Source organism: Vibrio sp. 1151_11 (assembly GCF_029478525.1).
Taxonomy (GTDB): Bacteria; Pseudomonadota; Gammaproteobacteria; order Enterobacterales; family Vibrionaceae; genus Vibrio; species Vibrio anguillarum.
The window spans coordinates 128666-144393 of sequence record NZ_SHMN01000009.1 but is presented as its reverse complement, the minus strand read 5'-3'; the positions used below and the strand labels follow the sequence as shown (position 1 = coordinate 144393).

The 15728-nt window shown below is 42.2% G+C and carries 17 protein-coding genes; 5 read left to right on the top strand and 12 right to left on the bottom strand.

Annotated elements, in window-relative coordinates; all coding sequences use genetic code 11:
- The coding region (locus EXZ60_RS09130; RefSeq protein WP_194584830.1) for an IS3 family transposase at positions 1-97 on the top strand (97 nt) is incomplete at its 5' end.
- Here EXZ60_RS09130 and EXZ60_RS09125 read toward each other — a convergent pair.
- The 8 genes from EXZ60_RS09125 to EXZ60_RS09090 form a co-directional block, all read right to left on the bottom strand.
- A complete protein-coding gene (locus EXZ60_RS09125) occupies positions 94-1287 on the bottom strand; it encodes a response regulator (RefSeq protein WP_277435597.1) in 1194 nt (397 codons plus the stop codon). The genes EXZ60_RS09130 and EXZ60_RS09125 overlap by 4 nt on opposite strands.
- A gap of 4 nt (positions 1288-1291) precedes the next feature.
- Positions 1292-2623, bottom strand: coding sequence for an ATP-binding protein (locus EXZ60_RS09120; protein WP_277435596.1), 1332 nt, complete (start codon positions 2621-2623; stop codon positions 1292-1294).
- A 26-nt stretch (positions 2624-2649) separates the two neighbouring features.
- Positions 2650-3957 carry an ATP-binding protein gene (locus EXZ60_RS09115; protein WP_064626200.1) on the bottom strand — a complete coding sequence of 436 codons (1308 nt, stop codon included), beginning with the start codon at positions 3955-3957 and terminating at the stop codon, positions 2650-2652.
- Positions 3958-3966: 9 nt separating this feature from the next.
- The gene (locus EXZ60_RS09110) at positions 3967-4548 is read right to left on the bottom strand and encodes a chemotaxis protein CheC (protein ID WP_277435595.1); all 582 of its coding nucleotides are present in this window, start codon (positions 4546-4548) and stop codon (positions 3967-3969) included.
- On the bottom strand, positions 4545-4910 hold the full coding sequence (locus EXZ60_RS09105) for a response regulator (protein ID WP_019282209.1): 366 nt from the start codon (positions 4908-4910) through the stop codon (positions 4545-4547). The genes EXZ60_RS09110 and EXZ60_RS09105 overlap by 4 nt, the downstream gene beginning before the upstream one ends.
- Positions 4911-4946: 36 nt before the next feature.
- Positions 4947-6122: an HDOD domain-containing protein gene (locus tag EXZ60_RS09100; RefSeq protein ID WP_277435594.1), complete on the bottom strand. Its 1176-nt coding sequence runs from the start codon at positions 6120-6122 to the stop codon at positions 4947-4949.
- Between the two features lie 4 nt (positions 6123-6126).
- Positions 6127-6432, bottom strand: coding sequence for an Hpt domain-containing protein (locus EXZ60_RS09095; RefSeq protein WP_194663700.1), 306 nt, complete (start codon positions 6430-6432; stop codon positions 6127-6129).
- A 164-nt stretch (positions 6433-6596) separates the two neighbouring features.
- Entirely contained in the window at positions 6597-7571 is a 975-nt protein-coding gene (locus EXZ60_RS09090; protein ID WP_019282212.1) for a diguanylate cyclase, read from the bottom strand.
- A gap of 138 nt (positions 7572-7709) precedes the next feature.
- Here EXZ60_RS09090 and EXZ60_RS09085 point away from each other — a divergent pair, with 138 nt between their 5' ends.
- On the top strand, positions 7710-8147 hold the full coding sequence (locus EXZ60_RS09085; protein WP_277435593.1) for a DUF3069 domain-containing protein: 438 nt from the start codon (positions 7710-7712) through the stop codon (positions 8145-8147).
- A 117-nt stretch (positions 8148-8264) separates the two neighbouring features.
- On the opposite strand, the gene modC is transcribed toward EXZ60_RS09085, so the two are convergent.
- From modC to EXZ60_RS09065, 4 genes are read right to left on the bottom strand one after another with little or no spacing between them, the layout of a single operon-like run.
- A complete protein-coding gene (gene modC / locus EXZ60_RS09080; protein WP_194663701.1) occupies positions 8265-9371 on the bottom strand; it encodes a molybdenum ABC transporter ATP-binding protein ModC in 1107 nt (368 codons plus the stop codon).
- On the bottom strand, positions 9371-10060 hold the full coding sequence (gene modB / locus EXZ60_RS09075) for a molybdate ABC transporter permease subunit (RefSeq protein ID WP_010318433.1): 690 nt from the start codon (positions 10058-10060) through the stop codon (positions 9371-9373). Before modB ends, modC begins: the two co-directional genes overlap by 1 nt.
- Entirely contained in the window at positions 10050-10823 is a 774-nt protein-coding gene (gene modA / locus EXZ60_RS09070) for a molybdate ABC transporter substrate-binding protein (protein WP_277435592.1), read from the bottom strand. Before modA ends, modB begins: the two co-directional genes overlap by 11 nt.
- 1 nt (position 10824) lies before the next feature.
- Entirely contained in the window at positions 10825-12300 is a 1476-nt protein-coding gene (locus EXZ60_RS09065) for a cobyric acid synthase (protein WP_277435591.1), read from the bottom strand.
- 157 nt (positions 12301-12457) lie between these two features.
- Between EXZ60_RS09065 and EXZ60_RS09060 the strand changes: the two genes are divergently transcribed.
- From EXZ60_RS09060 to EXZ60_RS09050, 3 genes are all read left to right on the top strand, one after another.
- On the top strand, positions 12458-12829 hold the full coding sequence (locus EXZ60_RS09060) for a NirD/YgiW/YdeI family stress tolerance protein (RefSeq protein WP_026027200.1): 372 nt from the start codon (positions 12458-12460) through the stop codon (positions 12827-12829).
- A gap of 136 nt (positions 12830-12965) precedes the next feature.
- Complete coding sequence (locus EXZ60_RS09055; protein ID WP_017042364.1) at positions 12966-13490, top strand: hypothetical protein; 525 nt, start codon at positions 12966-12968, stop codon at positions 13488-13490.
- Between the two features lie 183 nt (positions 13491-13673).
- A complete protein-coding gene (locus tag EXZ60_RS09050) occupies positions 13674-15584 on the top strand; it encodes a diguanylate cyclase (protein WP_277435590.1) in 1911 nt (636 codons plus the stop codon).
- Positions 15585-15728: the final 144 nt, after the last annotated feature.

Genomic DNA, 15728 nt, shown 5'->3' with positions numbered 1-15728 from the left:
CTTTGAATACATCGAGGTTGATTATAATCGGACAAGAAGGCACAGTGCTCTTGGGTATCTAAGTCCAGTTAACTTTGAAAATAAAAATGTCGCTTAATGAAGTGTCCAGTCTGGCTGGAGCAGATCAATGTTCCCAGGCACATTAACACTGATATTTCGATCTTTAATTAGTTTCTGATGTTGTTTGATGAACATCAGTACGTCTTCCAATATTTTTTCGGTCAACACTGTAGTTAAACCATACTGTTCAATTATGGGTAAGAAGCTGGCTGGATATTGCCACCCATTCTCAACTGTTTTGCGCCTAGCTAATGCTTCAAATCCACAAACATCACCAGTTACCGTCGACAGTTGCGGCTGATAAAACGCGCAGAAATAGCGTCTATCGATATCGTTTAATACAGAAAATAGCGCCAATAACTCTCGGGATTGAGGATCATTATCGAGCCAGTAAATCGGCAGTTGATGATGCAAACGCACTCGCGAGCGTTCATTAAGGTCAGCAATAGATATATCATCGACTTGATGCAACGATTTGACATCACAGAGCAAAACCGTGTATCTGGTTTTAATAAGATGTGTGTCGACTTCAACAGGCTGAGAGAGTCGCGAACATAGGCGCATCACAACTTGATAACCTTTGGGGCTGTATGGAATGCACATAAACAGCTTATCTTTGTAGCGATATATGGTTTCCGGCTCTGTATTACCATCACTCAGATGCCACGCCAGCGTTTTAATAAATTGATTACCAAGCGCTCCGCCGTATTGATGGTTAATTTCGTCTAGATTAGCAATATTCACCATGACCAAAGCGTATGAGGAGTCACCATGTTTTTTCAATTCGATAATCTGTTCATCTAACGTACGCCGGTTTTTTAAGTTCGTCAGCACATCACTACCTAGCAATGCTTCACGCTCCAATAAACTCAAACGTATAGTTTCAATCAGCTCCTCTCTATCCCATGGTTTTTGGAGAAAACGATGCAATTTCCCTTCGTTCAAAGCACGAGACAAACCTTTGATGTCAGCTTGACCAGATAGAATAATGGTTACAACATGAGGATACTTATTGCGAATATTGACGACCAGCTCTGTCCCATCCATATTAGGCATTCGATAATCAGAAATCACAATTTCGATAGGGTGCCGCTCTAAAATAGTCAGAGCCTCAAGACCGCTACTCGCACAATGAACCACAGAAAAATGCGGTTTGAATTCACGAGTTAAAGCTTTAAGTACCGCTGGCTCATCATCTACAAGCAGAATTTCTTTATATCGAAACATACAATTACCCCAATCCTTTCATCGAATGATGAGGTGCAACATAAAGCGGTAAACGAATATAGACGCAGGTTCCTTGACCTATCGTCGACTGAATTTCAATTTTTCCGAGGTGCTCTTCTATGATTTCTTTCGCAACAGATAATCCAAGTCCTGCGCCATCACCGATACGCTTGGTGGTAAAAAAAGGATCAAAAACGTACACTAAATCTTCCGGACAAATGCCTTTACCGTTATCGCATACAGATAGACAGACACTCGATTTATTCTCGATTAATAAGCTGTTTTCCATATACAAGGCGACAGTGACTTCACCATCAGTATGAGAGAATGACTGTAACGCATTGACTAACAAATTAATCAGTACTTGTTGGAGCTTATGGGTTTGCCCTAGAACATAAAATGGTATTTGAGGAGGTTCATAATTTAAGCGTGCTTTCAGCTTCATTTCACCCAACACCATATTAGTTGCAGAGCTAACCACGTCTCTTAAATCGACCATTCCAACTGATAATTTGGACTCGTGATAATACACATTCAAGCTCGCTACAATGTTTTTAATACGCGAAAGCCCCTCTAAACTTTCCACAATGATAGACTCGCTATCATCAAGTATTTCTGCCAACTGACGGTCGTTGATCTGCTGGATCTCTGGGTGTGCCGTCACTTGGGCAAGATAGGAACTTAACGTGTTGAAATTACTCATCACAAAGCCGAGTGGATTATTGATTTCATGCGCAACACCGGCAGCCAATTTACCTAAAGAAACCCTTTTTGCATCTTGCTCATTTCGTTGAAGATCACTACTACTCTCCCGCATAGACGACAGTAATTTTAAGGCCATCTCAACCAGTAACATGCCTTCTTGGATTTTTTCTAATTCACTTAAGTCAAAAGCATTCAGCGTTGTTCGCGCAAGAAACAGGCTATAGCGCCGCGTCAGTGAGGAGACGGAAAAGGTAACGCCACTTTTCCAAGCAGGAAAGTCATTGTGGTAGTCTGAGAATTTCCCCGTATCATTGGCTAAATCAGGGAAGTAACTAAACTCCGTATCGGCTAAGGTTGGGTATGTGCCTAACTTCATTGCATCGGTGATTGGAAAACTAGAACGCAGTATCTTGAGCCTCTGCTCAGAATTGTAAGAAAATAGCACGATATGTGTATTAGGGAATAAAGGCTGAACATGAGTAATAAACTGATCTAACTTGTCTTCTTGTGATTGATTTGAAAACATAACTCCTAGCAAAGAAAGTACGACGTAGTGAAATGTTGAGTCCAAGCTGTGTTCTTCTTGAAAGCGTCTATTCTCTTCCTGTTGCTGGGTTTTACTCACATGCATACTCCCTAATCAGATAACGATCATTTTCACTCTATTGCTAGTGTAGCCAATTCGACTGCGTCTATCGGTAACGTAATGATGAATTCAGTACCTTTATTAACTTCGCTATGAACTGCAATGGTGCCTTTATGACCTTTGATGATCCCGTACGAAACTGATAAACCTAATCCTGTGCCGGACCCAACCGCTTTGGTGGTAAAGAAGGGTTCAAAGATGCGATCTTTAATCGCATCAGGAATACCGCTTCCCGTATCTTTAATGCGAATTTCAACCTGTTTCTCATTTAACTTGGCTAATGAGATGGTGATGGTGCCTTCTCCGACAATCGCCTGACTTGCATTGACAAGAATATTAAGAAGGACTTGGTTAATCTGCATTGGCTGGCAATACACTTCAGGCACGTTTTCTTGATATATTTTCTCTAAAGTAATGTTGTATTTGATTTCGTTATTGATGATTTTCAGCGTTGATTCGATACAGTTTTCCAAATTTGCGTAGCTCCATTCAGAACCATCAACGTGTGAAAACTCTTTTAAATTTTTCACAATGGCCATTACTCGAGATGAACCTTCTAGTGATTCTGAAATCAAATCAGCCGTATCTTCTAAAATAAAATCAATCTGTTTCTCTTGTAGTAATGACTCACACTTTGCCGCTAAAACGGTATTATTTGCTTGTGAAACCTGTTGTTTTATCCCTTCTAAAACGGCGGCTAGCGTTTGAAAATAGTCACTAAGTGTTTGAATATTGGATGTGATAAAACCCACTGGATTATTGATCTCATGAGCAATGCCTGCCGAAAGCTGCCCAATAGAGGCCATTTTCTCTGATTGCAGTAGTTGTCCTTGGGCATCTTCGAGTTTTTTAATCAACACTTTTTGCGCTTGATGTTCTTGCTCTAATTGATAAGAAATGCGTTTAAGTTCCTGCTGCTGGCTAGCTTGTATCGTTACATCATAGACACATATACAAACATGCTCGATGGTCCCATCTTCACTATGAATAGGGATGATCTCCAAATCTTGATACATCTGATCTTCTTCGCCCGATACAGGGCGGGAGCTTTTAAAGGGCAGTAGATGAGGCTTTTGCTCCCAGCTACTAAAGCTTGAAGTTTCAATCACCAATGCCGTATCAATTTTTCGTTTAAGGTAGTCTGCGGAATGGGGAAATAGTTCAAGTATGTTCTTTCCTTGCATCACATCACCATCAAAAATGACTCGGGATTGGAAATAGTCATTCGCTTTCACGATAATGTAATCCTGCCGTACTATGCACAACGCAAAAGAGAGTTGATCCAGCAGATCAGAAAGCAGTAAGCGGCTTTTTCCCATTCCAAACTCCTACATCAACTCATCGAGGTGAATGAGTACCTTATCCAATTCGTTGTCTGCAAAACAGATGATGGTTTTAGCAGAGAATGACGCTTTTTCGACTAAAAAAGAGATTTCCATAATTAAAGATAGCTTCCACTGAGAAATGGGGATCGGCTGTGTTGACGGATAAAACAGCACTGGAGACTGAATTTTAGTTTTTATGTCTATTTGCTGACATAGACCCTTTAGACTTGCACCAGATAAAATATTCGAGATATCTAAAATGCTCTCTTCTAGGCTCACGACATCTTGAGCATCACCTGTTGATTGTTTTAGATCGCTCACTATCTGTTCACAGCCTTTTCTGCTCATTAAGGTCACTAACTCACCATCCATGCCACCAAAAAAAGACTGCCGAGTGTAGTAATAATCGGTTTCATAAGATTGCAGTTGCGCTAAATCCTCATCCGTTGCCACTCCAATACTGGGTACAGATATAGTGACGTGCAAATTAAGCAAGGTAGCAAGTTTATTTGCTGCTCTGCCCATTGAGATATTCATAAATTCTTGCAGGGCGTCTTTATGGTCTTCTGAAAGTGCCATTGTCATAATAGTCCTACCTCGTGCAATGTTTGTTTTAGCTGTGCTGGGTCAAGTGGTTTTTGCAAAAAGGTGACTGCACCGAGTTCTCTTACGCGCTGCTGAGCAAAAGGTTGAATATCGGCACTAATGACAATGACAATACTTTTAGCATCAATGCTATGCAAATATTCAAGGACTTGGAAGCCATCCATTTCTGGCATCGTCAAATCTAAAAACATCACTTCAGCGCACCCATTTTGGTAATTGACTAGGGCTTCTTTGCCATTTTGGGCTTCGTTGATTTCTACATCCCACTCTTCAGGAATCGCCCTCATTACCGCTTTTCTCGACATCTTTGAATCGTCTGCTATTGTAATTTTAATTGCCATGCTCGCTCCCTCTAACCAAAAAAAGTAATTATATAATTACTCAATAAATATGGGTTTTAGCTCAACTAATACGCTTGCAATGGAACTTGGTACACCGTCAATCAGTGTTTGGTAGCTCTCATTTTCCTTACATGCTTCTATACGATTTGCAAGCCCCACAATACTGCCAAGTACAACAGATTTGTCATCTGAAAAAAAATCACTCTTACTTTGATTAAGAACGATCTCTCCAATCTCTGAACCGTATCCCCATATAATCAGCATATATGCCGTTACTATGTAGTAATCAGCATATTCTTGTTGAAGCTCCAAGAAAGAATCAACATTATGGATATCAGCGCCTTCCTCCATCAAAATCAATTTTCCGATTGCGGTAAGCAAGCTTGAGACAAACACCCGATCTTTATCTTGTAGGGAGTACCCCAAGTTTTTAGCCAGTAAACGGGATATATAGCTCACCCTCAGCGCCTGTTCTGAAATATCTTGGTGGGCCTTTTTTGAAACTAAGCTGTTAGCGTGATGGCTCAATAACGATATGGCGATGCTCTCCACTAAAGTCGCGCCTAAACGTCCAACAGCTTCCGATAGTGAATCTGTAGTTCGACGAAAACCTAAGTAAGAAGAATTGGCAATTTGAAACACTCGTGCGACTAATACAGGCTCATGGCTAATGGTGTCTGCGATCGATTGAAGATCACAAGTAGGAGAGGCGATAGTTTGTTGTAAACGATGTATCGAATTGGGTAACACCGGAAGATCTTTCAAGCTTCCGAGTTTAGTTCGACACTCACTGTTAAACGGCATTTGATAAAGACGTTCGGTACATTCAAATAAGCGTTCAAAGTCCTCTTGTGTGAATGGCTTAGGCAGTACGAAGTGGGAATACGCATGCGCTTTTTGAGGCAAATTCTCCTGCGTATTCCCCGTTAAAAGAGCTCTCACTACTTGCGGGTAAGACTGCTTTACCTCTTTTAAAAGCTCATCGCCACATTTATGCGGCATGAGTAAATCTGAAATGATAATGGCTGGCGGTTGGCAATTATGCTTATTCCATTCTGACAACCAATCTAGTGGCTCTGAAACAAGTATAATTTCCCATTCTGGACGAATACGCCTGATCAAACGAGCAATGGCTTTAAGCATAAAAACATCATCATCTATGCACATGACTTTCAAATGTACTTTTTCCATTTGATTCTCACTTAGCTTCATCGTTTTATTTATTCATATATTGGTTGATTTCGTCCAACAACAACTTACTTTGATCATTGATAGAACTGATTGAAAACTCGGTGTCTTGAGTAACATTGGTTAGATTATCAGTTGCGGCTTCAAGTTTCTGGAATTCAGATGCTAATACATCCGCTCCGACAAACCGAGATGACGATTTCATGGTGTGTGAAATGTGGTGAATCACCTCAACTTGGTTGCAACAAAGCGCATTGCTAAGTTTGTTCAAAGCTTCCAACAGGCTTTTTCGATAGCCGCACAGCATCTCATTCACATTCTCTTCACCCACCATGTCCGCTACCCTATCTGGTGAAAAATACTGCAATCCGTCCATAAAGTGCACCCATAAGCCAAAAAAGTTGATATATGCATCCTGACTTCTAATCCAAAGCGTTAGTACTAGTGTAGACCATATTGCTTATGTGCTAACAAAAAAGAGCGAGTGAAGTGTGTGTATTAGCTTAATGCTGCATTGGTAACATCGTAAGAAATAAAGCAATTTCTACCTTGATGCTTTGCTTGGTACAAGGCTTCGTCGGCCAGATTGTAAATATTAGCGATAGACTCAGTGCCATTCGGCGTTAACGAGATGACACCTTGAGATAAGGTGACATGATCAGCAATTTCGCTGTATTGATGAGGATAGTGTGCCTTGATCATTGATTGTTGGATTCGCTCAGCGGCAATCAGTGCTTGTTCATAATTGGCATTGCCCAGCAGCACTAAAAACTCTTCACCGCCATATCGCCCTACATACTCACCAGTGCGCACAAATAACTGATTCACCGTTTGCGCAATGCTAATCAAGCAGTTATCTCCTTCTATATGGCCGTAGTTATCGTTAAACCGTTTGAAATAGTCCACATCGATCAAAATGAGGCTCATTGGAAATTTGTGCCGCCCATGCCAGCTGATCATCTCTTTAAGTTTATCGTCCATAAATCGGCGATTGAAGAGCTGCGTTAAACCATCTTCATTCGCTTGCTGCTGCAAAACTCGATTGAGTTCTTCCAATTTGACTGTCGCTCGCTTCAGCTCTCGACGCATGCTGGCAATACGCTGCATCGCGAGTAATTTGGAATTAAGCACAAGCTTATCAACTGGCTTGGTTAAGTAGTCATCCCCACCTGCCTCTATCGCTTTAGCAATCATCGATGGTTCATCATGTCCACTTAAAAAGATAATCGGCACCCATTCATGGTGTTGTAAACGTATTTTTTTCGACAATTCAAAACCATTCATTCCGGGCATCGAAATATCCATCAAAATCAATTCTGGATCAAATTTTCGATAAATATCCAGTGCCGCTTGTCCACTGGCAACCGCTTCCACGTGATGACCGAGCTGTTTAAGACGAATGGTGAGTTGCATTCGATCCAGTTGTACGTCATCGACCAGCAAGATCCTCATAGAAGAGCCCGAACTTACCATCTGTAACCCCTTTAAATTTCAATCATATGCTTACGTATAACATAGATTTATTCACTTTCTTTGTTTAATTTTGCGCACAATATTGACTTTTCGCTATAAATTTTTAGCATGTAGCTTTTCCCCTAAAGAGATATCTTCATGTCTGAAGTAAAGCAAACCGAACAACCTGTAGTGGACTTAGACGCCATCTCGCCAGAATTGCGCCAAGTAATTGAATTTGATCAAGTGCCACAAGAGATGTACTACATGGTCGTGTCTATACATGAAGTCTCTGAAGAAGCGGTACGAGAGTCTTGGAACTCTCTACCAGCCAGTGCGCAAAGTGTGTTGGATAATTTTGAACAGTTTCATGCGTTGATCTCTGTTAGCCAAGCTTTTGCTGGTGTCAATGTCATGGAGGAGTTCCCAACATTGAATTTACCGAAAGAGATGACAGACCAAGATAAAGAAGAATACCGAGCAGAGCTTCTTGATCAAGTGCTGCATAACTGTGTGAAAGATATGGTTAAACAGATCAAAAAAGCACGCCGCGACCCGATTCTAAAACGCGACTTTAAAGACGTGTTTGCAAAATAAAACGCACACCATTGAGCATAAAGCCGTCAATTTTATATGACGGCTTTTTCTATTGAACCTGAACTCGAGATAAGAGAGGCTTAGGTTATTGAATCAATACATTAATAATGAAAAACATTAATGCGTTAAGACGATATCACGCTGCGACACGCTCACGCCTTTAATTTGCACATACAGCGAATCGCCAACATCCAATTGCAGCTCATCGGCCGCCCATTTGGTTACCGTAGCCCACAGGTAACACCCTTCGCCTAACTTGAGTTTTATCCCCACACTCTGTTTATCAGTACCTTGAGGCTGCTTTTCAAGCTGGCAAATCTGTGCAGGCAGAATATTACGAATTGACGTCCGGTTTGGTTTATCAAGCGCCACCGAAACATCATTTGCACGGATCTGTAATCGCAGTGCAGAGCCTACCTCGCCTTCCACATATTGCACCCAAAGTTTGACATCATCTGCAAGCGAGACTTGTGTGAGCGCATAATCTTTGTTGTGCTGGCAGATGTGGGCAGAAAACAGACTACTTTGGTCGGTAAATGATTGCCAAGGACGCATATAATTTGAAGACCACACTTGCTCTAGCTCACCGCTTATCAGCACAGCGCCCTGTTCTAACACAACTAAATGATTAGCCAGACGCAAAATTTCATTCATGCTGTGCGTCACATAGAGAATTGGAATATGTACGCTATGAGCCAGCTCTTCCAAAAAAGGCATCACTTCACGTTTGCGCGGCATATCGAGCGATGCCAACGGCTCATCCATCAATAAAATATCTGGCTTGGATAGTAAGGCTCGGCCAATCGCTACTCGCTGTTTCTCCCCACCCGATAAATCATGCGGATAACGTGTAAGTAATGGCGCTAAAGCCAATAATTTTACGATAGCGGCGAAGTGGTCGGCATCTTTTTTTTTGACACCATAGTTTAAATTGCCATGAACGGTGTAATGTGGAAACAATCGAGCATCTTGAAAAACGTAACCAACATTGCGCTTCTCAACAGGCAAGTTTATCTTTTTTTGTTGACTAAATAGGATGCGGCCATTGATCTCGATTTCACCAAGTTCAGGCTTCACCAATCCACTGATAATATTGATGAAGGAGGTTTTCCCCGCCCCTGAACGCCCGAAAACCGCACAAATACCACGGCTTGGTAAAACCAAATCCGCATTAAGCTTGATATCACCTAACTGTTTTTCAAATTGAATCTTTAACCCACTCATCATTGAGTCCCTAAGCGCCGCGTCATTCGGCGGCTAATCACTTCAGAAATGAATAACGAAGCCAAGGCAATCGCGATGGAGATAATACACAAACGCATCGCTTCCATTTCGGCTCCTGGCGTTTCTAAAAAGTTATACATCGCAAGAGGAAGCGTTTGTGTTTCACCGGGAATATTGGACACAAAGCTAATGGTGGCCCCAAACTCGCCTAGGCTGCGAGCAAAAGAGAGCATCGCGCCAGTGATCAGCCCGGGTATCGTTAAGGGTAATGTAATGGTCAAAAAAACTTTGAGTGGTGAAGCGCCTAAGGTTCGAGCCGCTTGCTCTAACTTAGGATCGACGCTTTCAAGGCTTAAACGAATCGCACGAACCATCAAGGGCAGTGCGATGATGACACACGCCAACACGGCTCCACGCCAACTGAAGCTGAAACGCAAGCCAAACATATTATCAAACCACTGCCCAATTACGCCTTGTTTACCCATGGTGATCAACAGAAGATACCCCACGACCACTGGCGGTAAAACGAGCGGCAAATGCACTAGGCTATCTAGTATACTTTTACCCCAAAACTGCTTTCTGGCGAGTAGCCACGCAAAAAACATTCCCAGCGGTAAAAGCCAAAGCACGGTATAAATCGCGACTTTTAAGCTCAGTTGCAGTGCAACCCATTCGTACTCAGAAAGCAAAGGAATCCGTTCCTGTCATCACGCTAAAACCGTAGTTCTGTAAGATACTTTTTGCTTGATCGCTGCGTAAAAAAAGCATGAATTGATTCACCGTATCACGCTCAGTTAGCTGCACTAAAGGATAATGGATGGCGCTATGTAGGCTTGAATCAAATTCGTGTACCACTTTGACCTTATTGCTCATCAATGCATCCGTCTTATATACAATACCAAGTGTGGCTTCTTGACGTTCCACTAGCGCAAGCGCTAAACGTACGTTATTGGTTTGAGCCAGCATAGGGGCGAGCGACGACCACACTTTTAACTTTTCTAGTGCCTCTTTGGCATACATTCCCACAGGCACTGCCATTGTGTTACCTATCGCTAAACGTGAACCGTTCAAGGCGTCAAGCCATGCCGCAACATCATTTACCACCAGCGAATTGAGCTTCGACGATTGAGGGGCGATAAGCACCAGCTGATTTCCAGCCAACAATGTGACCTTATCGCTCGTCACAATGTTCTTGTTAAGCAAGTGAGTAACCCAGTTATCATTGGCTGAAATAAAAATATCCGCGGGTGCACCTTGCTCAATTTGACGAGCAAGCGCGGATGAACCCGCATAAACGGGCACAATATCTAACGGTTGTTTCGGCTGGTAAGCCGCAATCAATTCATTAACCGCATTCGTCATGGATGACGCTGCATAAACAGTGATTTTCTCTTGTGCATAAACCGCCGTGCAGCACAGCATGGCGGCGATAGAGAGCAGTATTTTTCTCATGTTAACGCTCCGTTAATTCTGGCCATAATAAGGCCAAGTTCAAATGCTCTTCAATCGCATCCGCAATGCGGTTAATGGCTTGTTCTTTTTGCGTCACATGATCGTAATAACTTATATCAGCGGCACCAGCCCAGTGACAGATAAGCTCAGTTGCGGGAAAACTATCAAAAATTCCGTGCATGTAAGTCCCCAACACTTGCTGGCAATCACTTAATAAACCGTCACTGTTGCCATTGTCTAACGTGATGATTGCTGAGGATGATGCATCATCAAGCGTTGTGCGTCCAACGTGGATCTCGTAGCCTGAGACCTTCGCTTTACCTTGCGGTAAAATAAGCTCGCCTTGAACATTCCTGAGCGTTTTTTCAGCGGTGAGTTCTGTACTGACGTTCAACAACCCCAGTCCTTCACTTTCACCCGCTTCACCTTCAACGCCAAGTGGATCACGAATTACCCGACCTAACATTTGGTAACCACCACAAATGCCCATCACTTTGCCTCCGAAACGCAAGTGACGTTTGATATCCTGATCCCAACCTTGCGAGCGAAGATACGCAAGATCGTCCCTTACAGATTTACTGCCCGGAAGCAGAATCAGATCCGCATTTTCGATCCGTTCACCCTTTCCCACATAACGTAAATCAATATCAGGGTTTAAACGCAGCGCATCAAAATCAGTATGGTTACTAATGCGAGTTAACACTGGCACCACAATATTCAATTTACTGTTGCTGCTGAGGGTTTGCGCTTGAGTGATCGCATCTTCAGCTTCTAAATCAAAGCCATGTAAATAAGGCAGCACACCAATGACGGGTTTACCCGTTTTGGCTTCTAACCAATCAAGGCCAGATTGCAGTAACGCAATATCACCTCGAAAGCGGTTAATCACAAACCCTTTTACACGCAGCTGTTCCGATTCAGAAAGCAGTGCTAACGTGCCATACAGATGAGCAAATACACCGCCTCTATCAATATCGGCAATGATAATTACAGGTACATCGGCCGCTTCAGCAAACCCCATGTTAGCAATGTCGTTTTCGCGTAGGTTAATTTCAGCCGGGCTTCCCGCCCCTTCAATCATGACACTTTGATACTCGGCTTGTAACCGAGCGTAGGAATCAAGCACAGTATTCATCGCGACTTTCTTATAATCGTGATAACCCGTTGCTTCCATATTAGAGAGCGCTCTGCCTTGCAGGATAACCTGCGCACCCGTGTCTGAATTTGGCTTGAGTAATACAGGGTTCATGTGTACCGTTGGCTCAACGCCACACGCTTGAGCCTGAACAGCTTGCGCTCTCCCGATTTCGCCACCATCGGCCGTCACCGCACTATTGAGCGCCATGTTTTGTGGCTTAAAAGGGGCTACTTTTATTCCTCGACGTGCTAACACTCGGCATAAGCCTGCCACTAGCACACTTTTTCCAGCATCGGAAGTGGTGCCCTGCACCATCAATGACCTTAATGTTGATTCCATATTAACTCTACGATAGGCGTTTGCTGGTAATCATACCGTCACAGCTGCTACTCACTCAATAAAATGAATGGAATATTAATGCTCCGCTCAGAGTGTGTTCAACATCTTAGTGTTTAAATCGCTTCATCAAAACAACAAACCCATAAAGGAATTAAAAATGAAACGTACAACACTAGTCCTCGCAGCTTCGATGATTATTGCTCCTGTTTTCGCTTTTGCAGGTAACCATAACCAAAACAGTAATGCCATCAATTACAATGGTCCTATCGAACTTACGTCTGTGGAATCGTTGCTAAAAGACACCAATATGTTTACAGAAAAGCATGTTGTGGTTGAAGGAAAGTTGATTCGTCAAATCAGAAAAGACACATTCGTATTCAGTGATGGCAACGGTGAGATTCAAGTAGAACTGGATGATGATATTCACTTCACAGCGCCACTCAATGCCGAGACTAAGGTTCGCCTTTATGGCGAATATGAAGGAGGACTGACGCCTGAAATCGAAGTGGATCAGATCCAAGTTTTATAATCATTGCTGTTTATTGCTCTCTTGATGGTAAAACGCAAAAAATAAGATGGATTTTTTTGTGAAAATGGCCTGTAATTTGCAGGTCATTGCTGTATCTTATTCAGCTTAATTTTCATCTTTTCAGGACGAAGCGTACATGTATAAAAAAGCGTACTCACTAGGCCTAGTCGGTTTGTCATGCGTTCTTTCTTTCTCTGCGCAAGCTAACAATTTTAATTATAACTTTTTTGAAGTCAGAACCGCTATCAGCCCTGAATCCTCAGGTGCAGAATTTAGTACTTATTTAACCGATAATACACACCTGGTTGCTCGTTACGATTCGAGATTTGACGGAGATTGGGATGCTGCTGGCGGAATTGGCTTTAACGGCCCAATTAACCAATTTGCCGATGTTTACGGACAAATGCTTGTTCACAACGTTAAACCTACCGATGAACAGGGTGGCAAAAGTGAAACCCAACTGGAGTTTAATATTGGCAGCCGGATTTGGCTATCTAGCCAAATTGAAGCCAATATTAAACTGGGCAAGAACGATGAACACTCAGTATTTTGCGCTGGATTACGTTTTCACTCTACCGAACAATTATCGTTAGGAGCTGAAACCAAAAACAACGGCGTTTACGGCCCACAGATCGTCATGAATGTTCGTTTTCAGTTCTAAAACGTAAAGCGGCCTTCAGGCTTAAGCGCATAATGCTTCTTCGCTACTTGTGCGCTTCTTTTTACTCTTTGTATCAACAGAATTACCCCACAAATTTGATGTACTCCACGATATCAGATATTTGGAAGCGACTTCTCATATATCAGCGATATACTATGCACTCAATAACTTATATGTGCCGCTATGTTTCGCTCTTTCTATAAATACTTAGCTCAATGGCTATTTGTTAGTGTCGTGCTTGGGGTTGTGCCCTTTCTTTATTTCGTCAAAGAATTCGACAAAGCTCATGAACAAACTGTGCAAATGATCGAACAAAAAAGCCATTCTCAACTCGAATACAATAAGCACGAACTGCTTACTGCGTTTAATGACGTTTACAATTCCACTCAAATATTGTCAAACAACACCATGTTGTACAACGCATTACGTCTTCCCTCCACCGAAAATATCGAAGCGGTACAGGCGTTTTGGTTATTAGCAGCTCGTATTCAAACCCTTTATTCTCGGCTCAGGCTTTTTGATATAGCGGGTAACGAATTAATTCGCGTGAATCAGAGTAATGGATCAACAGAAGCAGTACCAAGATCACAACTAAAAAACAAATTGCACCGAGACTATTTTCAGTATGCACAAAACCTTTCCCCAAACCAAATTGGGATCTTCGGTGTTGATAGTGAAAGAGAAGAAGAAAATTATGGTACTACTTCCCAGATAACCGCAGTATTTAGGATTATTGCACCAATAGATTTTGATGGAAAAAGGCAAGGCTATTTTGTAGCAAATCTTAATTTAACCCAGTTGTACAAAAAATTTAACCAGAGGTTAAATTCACTGAGTCGCCCAGACATCATCAGTTTCAAGGGGCAGTATATTCATCATGAAAATGAGATCTTATCTCAGCAAGAAAACCCGTCGAAATACCACCTGCTGAATATTAACAGTGTCGCCCCTATACTCTGGAAAAGTATGCAAGAGCAAGCTTCTGGCACGGTATGGGATAACAACTGCTGGTATAGTTTTACTCAAGTTCCTTTGCAATCCATATTCCCAGAAATGGAGCCAATTTACCTAATTCAGTCATTAAATGGTGATGCCCTCAATAAATTGCTTTCTGCCACAGAGCTAAAAATTGGCTTTCAAGCGGTTGGCATCGCGCTATTAGTAGTGACGATTGCCGCCGGTTTTATTCGTTGGAACGCAAACCACGATAAAAACAGTATTGAGAGCAAACTGGCTAGAGCGGCGATGAATGGTATGTCCGCTATGGTGATTACCGATCGTAATAACCGTATTATCAAAGTAAACAATGAGTTTACCCGGATCAGTGGCTACACCTTAGCCGAGGTAAGAGGTAAACAACCTTCCGTTTTTTCCTCCGGTAAACACAATCAAGCTTTTTACATGAATATGTGGAAAGTGCTGCAAGACGAAGGGCTATGGGAAGGTGAAGTCATTAATAAGCGTAAAGATGGCTCAATGCAAACCGAGATCTTACGTATTCAAACCATCCGTGATTCAAACGGAATTATTCAGTTTTATGTGGCCTCATTTGTTGATATTAGCCATCGCAAAGAGCTAGAAAATCGCCTGCGTGAGCTCAGCGAGAAAGATGCGCTCACCAACATTTGGAACCGCAGGAAATTTGATCAAGAAATGCGATCCGAATGCTTACGCGTAAAACGTTACCAAGCTCAAGTGCAGTCGTGCTTAGCGATTATTGATATCGATCATTTTAAACGCATTAATGATAAATTAGGCCATGCAGAAGGCGATAAGATCATTCGTTCTGTCGCAACACAATTAAGTGAGCACCTAAGAGAAACGGACTTTTTAGCTCGCATCGGAGGCGAAGAGTTTGCCATCATTATGCCTCATACACCACTGGCAGAAGCTGAGTTGGTCATGCACCGTTTACGAGTAGCCGTTCACTTAAATCATCGTTTAGAAGTGTCGATCAGCGGTGGCATCACTGACATTACAGAAAAACCAGAAGAAGTGTATAAACGGGCCGATATTGCATTGTATGAGTCAAAAGCTTCGGGGCGTAATCTTGTCTCGGTATTGACCAGTGTCGAGATGGAAGAATTTGCTTAACAATTAGCACCATTTAAGTTCATTGAGGAATAAAACGGGTTTATTTTCGTGCAATTATCACAAACTCAGTTTGTAACATATTGTTCGCTATCATTTTTACTTTTGGCTTAAAACTTGTACTACTCTCTAATATGGTAAATAGAT

What these genes read in the sequence shown, in the direction of transcription:
- EXZ60_RS09110 (WP_277435595.1), bottom strand. Translation starts at nt 4,548, where the DNA reads ATGACAATGGCACTTTCAGAAGACCATAAAGACGCCCTGCAAGAATTT.
- modA (WP_277435592.1), bottom strand. Translation starts at nt 10,823, where the DNA reads ATGAGAAAAATACTGCTCTCTATCGCCGCCATGCTGTGCTGCACGGCG.
- EXZ60_RS09095 (WP_194663700.1), bottom strand. Translation starts at nt 6,432, where the DNA reads ATGGTGGGTGAAGAGAATGTGAATGAGATGCTGTGCGGCTATCGAAAA.
- modC (WP_194663701.1), bottom strand. Translation starts at nt 9,371, where the DNA reads ATGAGTGGGTTAAAGATTCAATTTGAAAAACAGTTAGGTGATATCAAG.
- EXZ60_RS09050 (WP_277435590.1), top strand. Translation starts at nt 13,674, where the DNA reads ATGTTTCGCTCTTTCTATAAATACTTAGCTCAATGGCTATTTGTTAGT.
- EXZ60_RS09105 (WP_019282209.1), bottom strand. Translation starts at nt 4,910, where the DNA reads ATGGCAATTAAAATTACAATAGCAGACGATTCAAAGATGTCGAGAAAA.
- EXZ60_RS09120 (WP_277435596.1), bottom strand. Translation starts at nt 2,623, where the DNA reads ATGCATGTGAGTAAAACCCAGCAACAGGAAGAGAATAGACGCTTTCAA.
- EXZ60_RS09090 (WP_019282212.1), bottom strand. Translation starts at nt 7,571, where the DNA reads ATGGTAAGTTCGGGCTCTTCTATGAGGATCTTGCTGGTCGATGACGTA.
- EXZ60_RS09115 (WP_064626200.1), bottom strand. Translation starts at nt 3,957, where the DNA reads ATGGGAAAAAGCCGCTTACTGCTTTCTGATCTGCTGGATCAACTCTCT.
- EXZ60_RS09060 (WP_026027200.1), top strand. Translation starts at nt 12,458, where the DNA reads ATGAAACGTACAACACTAGTCCTCGCAGCTTCGATGATTATTGCTCCT.
- EXZ60_RS09085 (WP_277435593.1), top strand. Translation starts at nt 7,710, where the DNA reads ATGTCTGAAGTAAAGCAAACCGAACAACCTGTAGTGGACTTAGACGCC.
- EXZ60_RS09100 (WP_277435594.1), bottom strand. Translation starts at nt 6,122, where the DNA reads ATGAAGCTAAGTGAGAATCAAATGGAAAAAGTACATTTGAAAGTCATG.
- EXZ60_RS09055 (WP_017042364.1), top strand. Translation starts at nt 12,966, where the DNA reads ATGTATAAAAAAGCGTACTCACTAGGCCTAGTCGGTTTGTCATGCGTT.
- EXZ60_RS09125 (WP_277435597.1), bottom strand. Translation starts at nt 1,287, where the DNA reads ATGTTTCGATATAAAGAAATTCTGCTTGTAGATGATGAGCCAGCGGTA.
- EXZ60_RS09065 (WP_277435591.1), bottom strand. Translation starts at nt 12,300, where the DNA reads ATGGAATCAACATTAAGGTCATTGATGGTGCAGGGCACCACTTCCGAT.